The organism is Acidobacteriota bacterium (genome assembly GCA_022340665.1).
GTDB lineage: Bacteria > Acidobacteriota > Thermoanaerobaculia > Thermoanaerobaculales > Sulfomarinibacteraceae > Sulfomarinibacter.
Genome location: JAJDNM010000043.1, coordinates 44,605 through 57,609, shown reverse-complemented (window position 1 = coordinate 57,609; position 13,005 = coordinate 44,605). Strand labels below are relative to the sequence as shown.

Here is a 13,005-nt window from a genome sequence, read left to right as displayed (position 1 = left end):
TTTCTTCTCTGTGTTCCCCTCTGTGTCTCTGTGTCTCTGTGGTCGCTCATTCGTCGAAATTCGGAGACCGTCGAATGAGCTATGTGGAGCTGCGCTGCGCTTCGGCGTTCTCGTTCCTGGAGGGAGCATCACAGCCCGAGGACCTCGTCGAACGTGCGGCCGAGCTCGGGCTGCCCGCAGTGGCGCTGGTCGACCGCAACACGGTCTCCGGCGCGCCGCGTTTCTGGAAGGCGGCAAAGGAAGCAGGCATCAAACCGCTGGTTGGCGCGGAGGTCGTCCTCGACGAGAATTCGGAATTTGGGGAATTAGGAATGAGGAATGAGGAATTAGGAATTCCCACCCATTCCCCCGGTGATAGAGGTGGTGGGGCGGAAATTCAAAATTCAAAATTCAAAATTCAAAACTCAAAATTGAGTGGTCCTTTGGGCCTCGTCCCCGACCCTCCCCCTCCAGGAACGCCGCTGCCCCGGCTGACCCTGCTCGCATGCGACCAGCGCGGCTATCGCAACCTCTGCCGGCTGCTGACCGAAGCGGCACGTGGTCGTCCCAAGGGCAAGGCGCGTGCCGGCTGGCGACAGATAGAGGCTCACGCCGACGGTCTTCTCTGCCTCACCGGCGGCGCCGAAGGAGTCATCGTGCAGCGCCTCGTCCACCGGGGTCTCGACGCCACCAAACGCGAGCTTCAGCACCTCCACCATATTTTCCCCAACCGACTGCATGTCGAACTGCAGCGACACCGGCTGCGCTCCGAGGAGCACCGCAACCAGGCCCTCGTCGGTCTCGCGCAGAGCCTGCGGCTGCCGCTGGTGGCGACCGGAGGGGTGCGCTACGCGCGGCCTGAAAACCGAGACCTCGCCGATGTGCTCGGCTGCATCCGCGAGGGCCTCACGCTCGACACCGCAGGCCGCCTGCTCGAGGGCGGTCGCGAACACCACCTTCGCTCGCCACGCGAAATGGAGATGCTCTTCGCCGATCAGCGGCGGGCGGTGGCCGCGACCACGGCGCTGGCCGACGAGCTCGAGTTCACCCTCGACCACCTCGGCTACCGCTTCCCCGACTACCCCCTGCCGGTCGGCGAAAGCCCCATCGCCCACCTTCGGCGGGTAACCTGGGACGGCGCCCGCACCCGGTTCCGCCCGCTGACCGCACGTGCTCAGGCGCAGCTCGAAAAGGAGCTCGACCTGATCGAAAAACTCGAACTGGCGGGCTACTTTCTCATCGTCTGGGACATCGTCCGCTTCTGTCAACGTGAAGGCATCATGGCTCAGGGGCGCGGCTCGGCCGCCAATTCGGCGGTCTGTTACGCGCTCTCGATCACCGCCGTCGATCCGGTCAAGATGGAGCTCCTCTTCGAGCGCTTCCTCTCCGAGGAGCGCGGCGAGTGGCCGGACATCGACCTCGATCTGCCCTCCGGCGACCAGCGTGAGAAGGTCATCCAGTACGTCTACCAGCGCTACGGCCCACACGGCGCCGCGATGACCGCCAACGTAATTACCTACCGGGCCCGCTCGGCGGCACGCGAGGTCGGCAAGGCTCTCGGTTTCTCGCTCGAGCAGGTGGATCGCATCTCCAAGCGCTTCGGCCGCCACATGTCGATGGAGGTCAAGGAGGGGGCGCGCGACCTTGACCGCGAGCTGGCCGCAGTCGGTCTCGACCCTTCCTCGCACCGGGTCGAACACTTCAAGCGCCTGTGGTGGGAGATCCACCACCTCCCCCGCCACCTCGGCCAGCACTCCGGCGGCATGGTCATCGCCCAGGGCCGGCTCGACGAGGTGGTTCCGATGGAACCGGCGGCGATGGAGAAGCGGACGGTGATCCAGTGGGACAAGGACGATTGCGCCGACCTCGGCCTGATCAAGGTCGACCTCCTCGGCCTCGGCATGATGGCCGCCCTCGAGGAGGCGATCCCCATGATCCGAACCCACGAGAGGGTCGAGATCGACCTCGCCCACCTCCCGCCGGGCGACCCGAAGACCTACGACCTCATCCGCCGCGCCGATACCGCCGGCGTCTTCCAGATCGAGAGCCGGGCGCAGATGGCGTCGCTGCCACGCAACAACCCCGAAAACTTCTACGACCTGGTGGTGCAGGTCGCGATCATCCGTCCCGGACCGATCACCGGCAACATGACCAATCCCTACCTCGAGCGCCGCCAGGGCCGCGAGGCGGTGACCTACGCCCACCCGTGCCTGGAGCCGATCCTCGAGCGCACCCTCGGCGTGCCGCTCTTCCAGGAGCAGCTCCTGCGCATGGCGATGGAGGCGGCCGGCTTCTCCGGCGGCGAGGCCGAGGAGCTGCGACGGGCGATGGGCTTCAAGCGCTCGCAGGAGCGGATGGCAATCATCGAGAAAAGGCTGCGCAGCGGCATGACCGAGCGCGGCATCACCGGCGATGTCCAGGAGCAGATCGTGCGCTCGATCACCTCCTTCGCGCTCTACGGCTTCCCCGAGTCCCACTCCGCCAGCTTCGCCCTCCTGGTCTACGCCTCCGCCTATCTCAAGACCCACCATCCGACCGCCTTCTACGCCTGCCTCCTCAACGCCTGGCCGATGGGCTTCTATCACCCCGCCACCCTGGTCAAGGACGGCCAGCGCCGCGGGGTACGCTTCCTCTCGGTCGACGTCAACCGTTCCGGCTGGCGCTGCCGTTGGGAGGACGAGGCGGTGCGCATCGGCCTGCGCTACGTGCACGGTCTGAAGCGGGCCGCCGCCGACACCATCGAGCAGGAGAGGGACCGGGCGCCGTTCGCCGACACGGCCGACCTCGCCCAGCGCTGCGACCTGTCGTCCGAGCAGCTCGAGCGTCTGGCCCACGTCGGCGCCCTCGCCTCGCTCGGGCTGAGCCGGAGGGTGGCCCTGTGGCAGGTCTCCGAGGTGGCAGGACGCCGCGGCCCGCTCTTTGCCGATCTACCGCCCGAGCCCACCTCACCCCTCGAAGAGATGATGCCGCTCGACGAGACCGTTGCCGACTACGCCGGGCTCCACCTCACCACCGGTCCGCATCTGATGGCCTACGTACGGCAAGAGCTCGACCGCCGCGGGGTGGTGCCGGTCGCGGAGCTCGAAAAACACGGGGACGGCGAATCGGTGCGGGTGGCAGGTGCGGTGATCGTGCGCCAGCGGCCGGGCACCGCCAAGGGCTTCGTCTTCCTGACCATGGAGGACGAGACCGGCATGATGCAGACCATCATCCGTCCGGATCTTTTTCGGGAACAGCGCGCCTTCATCGTCTCGACCCCGGTGTTACTGGTCGAGGGGACCCTGCAGAAGCAGGACGGAACGATTTCGGTGCGCGCACGGCGTTTTGAAGCAGTCCACGCGGATGTGGCGGTGACGAGTCATGACTTCCACTGATCCCTCCACCCACCCGATGCTGGATGCTCGACGCTCGATCCGTTCACCTACCCGTGGGATCAGAAGACGAGTATCGAGTATCCAGTATCGAGAATCTCGGATCGAGGGTGGTATCCTTCACCACCGACCAACACATCTCATGGAAGATCCGCTCGTTGCGCGGTGTTCCACACCTGGGAAACACGATGAACGACAACGCCAAACCCAATCTCTCGGACTTGAAGATCGATCACGAGGCTCGATCGACCGACAATGGTGGGCGTCGCCTGCTGTTGGTGGCCGCCGCCATCCTGGTGACCATCGCCGTCGTCGTCATCCTCATCTTCGGAGCCACGTCGAACACAACCGTTGAGGTCGCGACCGCCCGCCCCGCACCAACCGCTGGGGAATCCACCGTGCTCAACGCTTCCGGCTACGTCGAACCACGGCGGAAAGCAACGGTGTCGGCCAAGATCACCGGCAAGGTCGCCGAGGTGCTCGTCGACGAGGGCATGGCGGTTGAGGAGGGACAGGTCTTGGCACGGCTCGACGACTCCGACGCCCGTCGCCGCTACGATGCGATTCGCGCGGAGCGAGATGTTTCGCAGGCGGCCATCGAGGAGCTCGAGGTCAATCTTGCCGACGCCGAACGCACCCTGCGCCGGACGTCCGAGCTGCGGGACGACGGCATCGCCAGCATTCAGGACGTCGACTCCGCCACCGCTGCGGTCGATGCCCTGCGCGCCAAGCTCACGGTCGCCCGCACGTCTCTCGGGGCTGCCGAGGCACAGCTTGCGGTTTCCGCCCAGGACCTCGAGAACTACACGGTCCGTGCGCCGTTCGCCGGAATCGCGGTGTCGAAGGACGCACAGCCCGGCGAAATGGTGTCGCCGGTGTCAGCCGGCGGCGGATTCACCCGCACCGGCATTTCGACCATTGTCGACATGACGTCGCTCGAGATCGAGGTCGACGTCAACGAGAGCCACATCGCCAAGGTGCGGCCGGGCCAGCCCGCCGATGCCGTCCTCGACGCTTACCCGGACTGGCACATCCCGGCCACGGTACGCACCGTCATCCCGACCGCGGATCGCCAGAAGGCGACGGTCAAGGTGCGGCTCACTTTCGATGAGCTCGATCCGAGGATCCTGCCCGACATGGGCGTCAAGGTGGCGTTCCGAGAGGACGCAGATGCGATCGACAATGCTGGGCCGGCTGCCCAGTCCTTGATTCCGCGACCAGCGATTGTCGAAGACGGCGGTCAAAAGGTCGTTTTCGTCGTCGAAGACGAAAACCTCGATCGGCGAGCGGTCAGCGTTGGCCGCGATGTCGGCGGCGACGTCGAGATCACGGCAGGAGTCATGCCGGGTGACCGGGTTGTGGTCAGCGCGGCTGAAAGTCTCCGCGACGGACAGAAAGTCAAAGTCGAGAATTGAGGGTAGATTGAATGGTCAGCATTGACGGCCGAGAGCACAGCGACAGCCTGATTCGGGTGCGCAACCTCAACAAGATCTACGAACGGGGCGGAGAGACGATAGAGGTCCTGCAGGGCCTGAATCTCGATGTTGAAAAGGGCGAGTTCGTTGCCTTTATGGGGCCTTCGGGCTCCGGCAAGACCACACTCCTGAATCTGCTGGGCGGTCTTGACACTCCGACCTCGGGCACGGTGACCGTCGATGGTGACGAGATCACCAACATGTCCGGCCGTCACCTGGCGTCGTGGCGCGCGCGGCACGTTGGCTTCATCTTCCAGATGTACAACCTGATCCCTGTTCTCACAGCCTTTCAAAACGTCGAGCTGCCACTCTTGCTGACCAAGCTCTCCAAGGCAAAAAGGGGGCAGCACGTCGAGATCGCCCTCGGCCTGGTCGGTCTCTCGGATCGCATGAAACACTACCCCCGACAGCTCTCGGGCGGCCAGGAGCAACGGGTCGCGATCGCCCGCGCGATTGTCACCGACCCGAGCTTCCTCCTTTGCGACGAGCCGACCGGGGACCTCGACCGCAAATCCGCCGAAGAAATCCTCGATCTACTGACCGAGCTCCGATCGGAGCACGGGAAGACGATCCTCATGGTGACTCACGATCCGCTGGCGGCCGAGCGAGCCGACGTCACCCTTCACCTCGAGAAGGGGGCATTGGTCGAAGCCGTCGAACTGGCAGCGTCATGAAGTATCTCCCCTTCATCTTTCGAAACCTCTTCCGGAGAAAGACGAGGACCATCCTGACGATCGGATCGATTGCAGTCGCTCTCTTTCTCTTCGGGTTGCTGGTGACCATTGAAACCGCCCTGAATGCGGGCGTCGACGTTGCGGGGGTCGATCGGCTCATCGTCCGCAACAAGACCTCGCTCATCATGCCGCTTCCGCTTTCCTACCAGGAGCGCCTGCGGCAGATTGACAACGTAACCGAGGCGACGTTCGCCACCTGGTTCGGCGCCATCTACCAGGATCCAAAAAACTTCTTTCCACAGTTCGCGATCGACACCGGAACCTACCGTACGTTGTTCCCTGAATTCCAGATTTCGGATGATCAGTGGCAGGCATTCCTGGCCGACCGCGAGGGGGCGGTCGTCGGAAAGGTCACCGCCGAGCGTTTTGGTTGGAAGGTCGGAGATCGAATCCCGCTTCAGGGTACGATTTGGACCGGAAACTGGGAGTTCAACATCCGAGCGATCTATGAAGGTTCCCGCGCTGGCGACGACGAGTCGCAGTTCTGGTTTCACTGGAAATTCCTCGAGGAAAGCCGACCCTGGGGCAAAGGGACCGTCGGCTGGTACACCGTCAAGGTCAGCGACCCGGACAATTCGGTGGCTGTGAGCCAGGCGATCGATCGGGAATTTTCGAATTCCGCCTACGAGACCTCGACCGAGACGGAACAGGCATTTGCGGCCGGCTTCGCAAAACAGATCGGCAACATCAGAATGCTCATCATGTCGATCGGCGCAGTTGTATTGTTCACTTTGCTGCTCGTCACGGGCAACACCATGGCGATGGCTGTCCGAGAGCGGGTGCCGGAAATCGGGGTGCTCAAGACCCTCGGTTTCGGTGACAAGACCGTCCTGTTCCTGGTACTCGCCGAGTCGTTGCTGATCGCCGCAGTTGGTGGTCTCCTCGGCATCGGTATGGCAAAGCTCTTCACGATGGGCGGCGACCCGACCGGCGGCATGCTGCCGGTCTTCTACCTCTCCACAGGCGAGATGCTCTTCGGCATCGGCATCGCGCTCTTGGTCGGACTCGCAGCGGGCTCTATCCCCGCTCTGACGGCGATGAATCTCCGCATTGTCGATGCGTTGCGGAGGGTGTGATGGCGATTCCAATCTCCTACAACGTTCGTTCGGTGGCAGCCCGTTGGAAGACCGCGATCGTCTCGATTCTCGGCATCGCCGGAACCGTCGGTGTGTTTGTCGCCATGCTCGCCATGGCTCGCGGCTTCCAGGCCACCCTGATCGCGTCAGGATCAGCCTCCAACTCGATCGTTCGTCGGGCCGGAGCGACCTCAGAAATGGACAGCGGCATCGGTCTCGATCAGGCTCGCGTGATCGCCGACTCACCGCAGGTGGCTCGAACCGCAGACGGGATCCCTCTGTCGAGCCCGGAGGTGGTTGTGATTGGAGCATTTCAGTTGATCACGAGCGGAACCGACGCCAACACCCAGATCAGGGGTATGACTCCGCTCGTGCTCGACGTGCGGCCCACCGTAAAGATTGCCGAAGGGCGGTTCTTCACCCCCGGTCTCGCCGAGCTGGTCGTCGGTTCCAATGCCGTACAGACTTACCGCGGGTTGGAGCTCGGGTCGACAGTGAGCTTCGGCGGCCAGGACTGGAAGGTCGTCGGCATCTTCGACGCCGGCGGTTCCGCCTTCGATTCCGAAATCTGGTGCGACCACACGATTCTCGCACAGACGTTCGACCGCGCCACCAATGTTTTTAGCTCGATCACGGTACGGCTCAACTCGCCGACCGATTTTGATTCCTTCAAGGACGCGTTGACCAGTGATCCCCGACTGACCGTCCAGGTCGATCGGGAGGTCGAGTACTACGAGCGCCAGTCGCAAATGGTCAGCAACCTGATCCGGGTGCTCGGCTTCCTGGTTGCCTTCGTGATGGCCATCGGTGCCATTTTCGGCGCCCTCAACACCATGTACTCGGCGGTCGCCGCCCGGGCGCGAGAGATCGCAACCATGCGCGCCCTCGGCTTCGGGGGTGGTTCGGTGATCCTGTCATTCATGTTCGAATCACTCTTCATTTCGTTCGTCGGAGGAATACTCGGATGCATCGCGGTGCTGCCGCTCAACGGCTTCACCGCCGGCACCATGAACTGGCAGACATTTTCCCATCTCGCGTTTGCCTTTCGCGTGACACCCGATCTGCTGGTTGCCGGCATCATCTTCGCGTTGATAATGGGTTTTGTCGGCGGAGTTTTCCCTGCGATCAGGGCGGCTCGACTGCCGGTGGCCCAGGCCTTGCGAGAGCTTTAGCCCGCATTATTCATGACTCTCCTGCTGCAAGGCGTGACGCGCTTCGCGCCGAGGCGCTGTCTCGATTCGCTCGCCCGACGTACCGCAAGTGCGCCTTCGCTCGCTCATCTTTCGAGATCACCACCACACTGGCACCACACACCTTTCGCTACGCACCCTCATGAATAATGCGGGTTGGGAACAGGCCCCCCGTTCCGGTTCAGGGGTCAGCTTGTGCCATCGCGAGCGAAGAGCAGAGCCTCTGCAATCAGCGAAATGCGGCGTGCGAGTGACTCGAGATCCAGGTACTCCTCCCGAGTATGCATGCCGCCGCCGACCGGACCGAGGCCGTCGATGATCGTGGTGGCCGCCGGATCTGGAAGGAAATTGGGGAACGAAACCCCTCCCCTGTTGGATTCGAGATCGAGGCACCAGCCGTCTCGAGTCGCGATCGACACGAGATGGTCGGCGAGAAACCGTCCCGAGTCTGAGGCGCCCATCGGTGAGATGTGCTCCACCTCCTCGAAGCTCATCTCGACATCCCAGTCCCGGCCGACCCTCTCGGCCCGGTCACGCATGACAGCCAGCACTCGATCGCGATCACCGGGATCGAGGTAGCGAACCTCTCCCTCAACCAGGCACCGATCCGCGATGATGTTGAGGCGTTCGGTCGTGCCGATGAACCGGTGCTCCTCTCCCATATCGCTGACGAACTCGGAGTCACCGCCGACAATTCGCCCGGCATTGACCAGCGGGCCGTCTCCATTCTCCGACAGTCGCTGTACGTCACCAGCCCAGGTCGCCGCAGCCGCAAGGGCCGACCGCCCCTCCCAGTACGCCACACCCGAATGCGCCGCACGCCCCCGCGCGTCGAGCCGCCACACGGTGAGCCCTCGCCTTCCGATCACCAGCGTTTCGCCGTCTTCCCTCGACCCTCCGGGCTCCAACACCAGCACCGTGCGCGCACCGTCTCCCCAGCGCCGGACCGCGCGGATCGACACCGGTCCTCCGATTTCCTCATCCGGCACTGCAACAAGCAGGAGCCCGTCGGGAAGCATTTCGCCACGCCCCCGTAACAAACGGAGCGCTCCGATGAATGCCGCGAACCCTCCCTTCATGTCGAGGGCACCCGTGCCGATGAGCCTTTCGTCTTCGACCTTCGGCGGGACGGCCGGGAGTACGGTGTCCAGATGGCCGAGGAACAGGGTGCGTCCTCCTCCCTCTCCCGGCGTCTTCGCCGTCAAAACCGGCAGCTCGTTGCCCTTGTTCACACCCGGTTCGGTGTAAACCTCGGGCAAAACGCCGAGTGGATCCAACTCCCTGCCGAGAATCTCCGTCATCCGAAAGAGCCCGGCGACATCGCTGCTCGCCGAGGAGACGGCGCACAGCTCGAGCAGAAGATCGACACTCCGATCGATCAATGAGCCGGGAATCGTGGGTATGGTCATCGATTACCCTCGGCTGATGATCGAATCACCGCCCTTTTCCGAACATCGAAAACATCTCCAGGGAGGAGTACGTGGGTAATCAGTCCTTGCGCCCCCAACGGTCTCCCGAGCCGGTTCTGTGGCGCCCGGGTGATCTTCGCCCTGGTGGCGTCGTAGACGATGACCCACCCGTCACCGAGGACCTCGAAGGTGCAGTCGGGACGAACCCATACCGCGGTCGCCTCATCCACCCCGACGCCGAGCAGTTCCGGGTGCTCCAACACCACCGACATGAGGCGGTTATTACGCCGGCGGGCCACGTGGTGCTGGTCGACGATCACGCCCTCGAACAACCCCAGTCCGCGCCGGAGCTCGATGTTGTCGGCGTTGAGGACCGTGAAGTCGCCGTCGCCGGTGATCATCAGCGCGCTCTGGCAGGCGGTGCCGGCCGATGTTCCGCCGACCACCGCTCCACCCTCGAACGCAGCAACCACGGCCTCACCCACGGGCGAGTCGAGAAGGGCGTTGGTGATCCGGCGCTGATCTCCCCCCGAGAACCAGATTCCCCGAGCTTCGGCAACCCGTACCGCGAGATCGGTGTCGAGTGCATCCGCCTTGGTGTGGACCGCTGCAACCACGACGTTCGAGCAACCGTAATTGGCGAACAGATCCCGGTAGTACTCGCCGGTATCGGCCTCTTCCGAGGCGGTCGGGAAGATCACGATCCGCTCCTGCGGCCCGCCCGCGAGCTCGATGAACTTCTCCATCACCACATCGGGTTTGGAGCCTCCTCCGTTGAGCACCAGGTGTCCGCGCGCCACTTCCTCATCCGCAGCGGCGAGGCCGGCCAGGCAGAAAACTAGAGATACGAGGGTCAGCTGACGCATCATCGTGCCTCCGGGAAGAGTCAGCAGGGCGGCCCGGAGGCCGCCCCGCGGGTTTTCGCTACCAGGAGAATTTGGCGCCGATGCGGACGGTTCGCGGCGATTGTATGCCCTCCACCTCCTCGAAGCGTGAGGAGGGATCCCAGAAGCTGTTGCCCGGGTGGTCTTCCCAATCGTAGACGTACCAGCCCCAGCCCTCGTTGACGTTCGTCACCTCGTCCGCGTCGAGCAGGTTGAAGGCATCGACGAAGACGGCAAAGTCCATGTCACCGCCGAGCCCGAACTCCTTCTGCAGCCTGAGATCGAGGACCGAGCGGTCGGGGTACTGGCGCGAGCCGCGCGGCGTCATGTACACCGCCTCGCGATCGTTGTAGTACAGCCCCTCGACGATGACGTACGGGGTCCAGTAAAAGCCGCTGCGGTACTGGTAGAAGCCGGAGAGCATCATCCGCCACGGCAGGTCCACCGACGCCGACAGTTTGACCACGAGATCGGAGTTGTCGGGCAGGTTGCCGTCGGCATTGACGAAGCCGTTGAGATCGTCGAAGCCGGTGCCGTAGCCGTTCACGCCATAGTCCGCAGTGCCGGTGAGGTCGGACCACACCGCCGAGGCGTCCATCGACCAGCCGTTCGAGTACCGCTTGCGAAAGCGAAGCGTCACAGCGTCGTACTCGCGGGTCGCTTCCTCGGGATTCGTGATCAGGTTCTCCTGCGGGTAGACCAGCTCGAAGAACGGCAGGTCGCCTCCACCGAGCGGGTTGTCGGGCGCCACGTAGGCGTCGTAGTCGGCCACGTTCGAGACCACCATGGCGTTGATGTCGTGAGTCTCACGGTTGATGTAGTCGACCCCCACCAGCATGTCGCTGCCAAGCTGATACTCGAAGGTGGCGACGAACTGGTCGACGTAGGGATGCTCGACGTTCGGGTCCATCATCGCTCGAGCGAGAACCGAGCCCCCGGCGTAGTCGTCGAACTCGCCGGTGTCGATGTTGTAGTCGTAATACTCGGCGTCGGTACGCGCATCTCCCGACTCCTCCCGGTCGTAGAGAGTTACGGTCATACCCTCGTAGTAGCGGCCGTAGTGGGCCTTCAGAGCCGCCTTGCCACTGCCCGTGAGATCCCACACGAAGCCGAATCGCGGCGCCCACATGTCCTCGTCGTAGACGGTGCCGCTGACGTTCTTGAACTTGCCGTCGTACTGGCTGTACCGGACACCCAGATTGATCGCGAAATGGCCGATCTTCCAGGCGTCCTGGACGTAGGCGTGCAAGCCGCTCATCTCACCGTGCAGGTCCCACTCGCCGCCCCAATCCGACGAGTAGACGCCACAGAACGGGTCGGCGAAGTAGTGATCGAGAGAGTCGCAGTTCCAGGAGTCGTCGTAGTAGGAGAATCCGCCGTTGCGGACCGTCACATAGTCGGTTCCGAAGCTCTCGTAGTTGACGCCGATTTTGAAGTTGTGCGAGTCGCTCGAGCTCAGCAAGCCGTCCGCGAAGAGGCTCCACGATCCGTCGAAGGCGGTCCGATCGACGTCCTTGTGCTCGGTCGGGTGCGTGTTCTGCCAGCTGAAACGGGACTCGCGGTCATACCGGTGGGGCGTGTCGCCGTGGTACGGCAGGTAGTCGTCTTCACCCACGAAACCGGTGACCTTGGCTGAAATGAAGCTGTTGTCGGTGATCAGGGACTCCCACGACAGGTTGTAGACGTAGTTCGGCGACTCCTGCCGCACGGCCGCGCTGGCCAGGGTGCCGCCCCCGACGGACCGGTAATCATTGACCACACCATCGAAGTCGACCAGGAACATCAGACGATTCGCGTCATCGAGCTGCCAGGTGAGCTTGCCGAGACCGCGGGTCCAGGTCCGCTGGTTCTCCGCCCGGTCGTCGGTCGGCGCGCCGGCGTTGTAGAAGGGCTCCAGCGTCCGGTCGCGCCAGCTCCCGGAGAGGAAGTACCAGAGCGAGTCCGTGACGACGGGGCCGCCGAAGCTGGCACTGATCTCGAGGTCGGAAGCCAGCGTGTCCGTCCCCTCCACGTTCGGCGGCGCGTTGTCGGAGTTCAGGCTGCCGTCGGAGTAGTAGGCGCGCACGTCACCGTGGAAGGTGTTGCCCCCCGACTTGGTGACCACGTTGACCACCGCACCGGTGAAGCCACCGTACTCGGCGTCCGCACCCAGGCCCGCCACCTGCACCTCCTGCACCCAGTCGATGCTCGGCAGGAACCACTGGTATCCGAGCTCCGGGTCGGAGACGTCGACGCCGTCCACGTTGTAGGCATTCTGGGCCGACGACGGTGCACCGTAGGCACGCGAACTCTCGATTCCGGGTGCGTAGTTCATCAGGTCTACCGGATCACGTGAAACCGGCTGCCGCTCGATGAAGCTCTCGGCCACGTTGAAGTCGACCTTGTTGGAAACCGTGTTGACCTGAACGGTCTCGGCGACGACCACGATCTCCTCCTCTATGGACAGGTTGCCGAGCTGCAGGTTGACCTCGATATTCTGGCCCAAAGCCACCTGTACGTTCTGCTGCAGTACGGTCTGAAAACTCGCCAGGCTCGCTTGAAGCTCATACATCCCCGGCGGCAAGGACGGGAAACGGTACACCCCGTTGCTTCCCGTCACCGTTGCCTGCCTTCCGGTAACCAAAGCGCCGGAAATGGCGACCACCGTGACCCCGGGTGTCGCCAGACCGTCAGGGTCAGTGACGACTCCCCGGATGCTGCCCGAGGTCGCACCCTGGGCGGCCGATGGTTGCGCCCACAGGACGAGAGCCGTGCACGCAAGTGAAACGACGACCAGGTTTCTCCCCTTCATGACTAACTCCTTCCGCCTATGAATAAAATCTTTCACAATTGATATCAGATGAAATTTTTCCTATCATGTGGTCAGAATACGGTGCACCAACCCGGA

The 13,005-nt window shown here is 63.5% G+C and carries 8 protein-coding genes; 5 read left to right on the top strand and 3 right to left on the bottom strand.

What is annotated here, in order from left to right; translation table 11 throughout:
* Nucleotides 1-74: 74 nt before the first annotated feature.
* The 5 genes from LJE93_06020 (at nt 75) to LJE93_06000 (ending at nt 7,807) form a co-directional block, all read left to right on the top strand.
* Entirely contained in the window at nt 75-3,353 is a 3,279-nt protein-coding gene (locus LJE93_06020; protein MCG6948455.1) for an error-prone DNA polymerase, read from the top strand.
* 185 nt (nt 3,354-3,538) lie between these two features.
* Nucleotides 3,539-4,765, top strand: coding sequence for an efflux RND transporter periplasmic adaptor subunit (locus LJE93_06015; protein ID MCG6948454.1), 1,227 nt, complete (start codon nt 3,539-3,541; stop codon nt 4,763-4,765).
* Nucleotides 4,766-4,776: 11 nt separating this feature from the next.
* Complete coding sequence (locus LJE93_06010) at nt 4,777-5,499, top strand: ABC transporter ATP-binding protein (protein MCG6948453.1); 723 nt, start codon at nt 4,777-4,779, stop codon at nt 5,497-5,499.
* Nucleotides 5,496-6,635 carry an FtsX-like permease family protein gene (locus tag LJE93_06005; GenBank protein ID MCG6948452.1) on the top strand — a complete coding sequence of 380 codons (1,140 nt, stop codon included), beginning with the start codon at nt 5,496-5,498 and terminating at the stop codon, nt 6,633-6,635. The genes LJE93_06010 and LJE93_06005 overlap by 4 nt, the downstream gene beginning before the upstream one ends.
* Nucleotides 6,635-7,807 carry an ABC transporter permease gene (locus LJE93_06000; GenBank protein MCG6948451.1) on the top strand — a complete coding sequence of 391 codons (1,173 nt, stop codon included), beginning with the start codon at nt 6,635-6,637 and terminating at the stop codon, nt 7,805-7,807. Before LJE93_06005 ends, LJE93_06000 begins: the two co-directional genes overlap by 1 nt.
* Nucleotides 7,808-8,013: 206 nt before the next feature.
* Here the strand turns inward: LJE93_06000 and LJE93_05995 are convergent, their stop codons facing one another.
* From LJE93_05995 to LJE93_05985, 3 genes are read right to left on the bottom strand one after another with little or no spacing between them, the layout of a single operon-like run.
* Nucleotides 8,014-9,234: a M20/M25/M40 family metallo-hydrolase gene (locus tag LJE93_05995; protein ID MCG6948450.1), complete on the bottom strand. Its 1,221-nt coding sequence runs from the start codon at nt 9,232-9,234 to the stop codon at nt 8,014-8,016.
* Entirely contained in the window at nt 9,231-10,103 is an 873-nt protein-coding gene (locus LJE93_05990) for a cyanophycinase (protein MCG6948449.1), read from the bottom strand. The genes LJE93_05995 and LJE93_05990 overlap by 4 nt, the downstream gene beginning before the upstream one ends.
* Nucleotides 10,104-10,158: 55 nt before the next feature.
* On the bottom strand, nt 10,159-12,909 hold the full coding sequence (locus LJE93_05985; GenBank protein MCG6948448.1) for a TonB-dependent receptor: 2,751 nt from the start codon (nt 12,907-12,909) through the stop codon (nt 10,159-10,161).
* Nucleotides 12,910-13,005: the final 96 nt, after the last annotated feature.

What these genes read in the sequence shown, in the direction of transcription:
- LJE93_06020 (MCG6948455.1), top strand. Translation starts at nt 75, where the DNA reads ATGAGCTATGTGGAGCTGCGCTGCGCTTCGGCGTTCTCGTTCCTGGAG.
- LJE93_06015 (MCG6948454.1), top strand. Translation starts at nt 3,539, where the DNA reads ATGAACGACAACGCCAAACCCAATCTCTCGGACTTGAAGATCGATCAC.
- LJE93_06010 (MCG6948453.1), top strand. Translation starts at nt 4,777, where the DNA reads ATGGTCAGCATTGACGGCCGAGAGCACAGCGACAGCCTGATTCGGGTG.
- LJE93_06005 (MCG6948452.1), top strand. Translation starts at nt 5,496, where the DNA reads ATGAAGTATCTCCCCTTCATCTTTCGAAACCTCTTCCGGAGAAAGACG.
- LJE93_06000 (MCG6948451.1), top strand. Translation starts at nt 6,635, where the DNA reads ATGGCGATTCCAATCTCCTACAACGTTCGTTCGGTGGCAGCCCGTTGG.
- LJE93_05995 (MCG6948450.1), bottom strand. Translation starts at nt 9,234, where the DNA reads ATGACCATACCCACGATTCCCGGCTCATTGATCGATCGGAGTGTCGAT.
- LJE93_05990 (MCG6948449.1), bottom strand. Translation starts at nt 10,103, where the DNA reads ATGATGCGTCAGCTGACCCTCGTATCTCTAGTTTTCTGCCTGGCCGGC.
- LJE93_05985 (MCG6948448.1), bottom strand. Translation starts at nt 12,909, where the DNA reads ATGAAGGGGAGAAACCTGGTCGTCGTTTCACTTGCGTGCACGGCTCTC.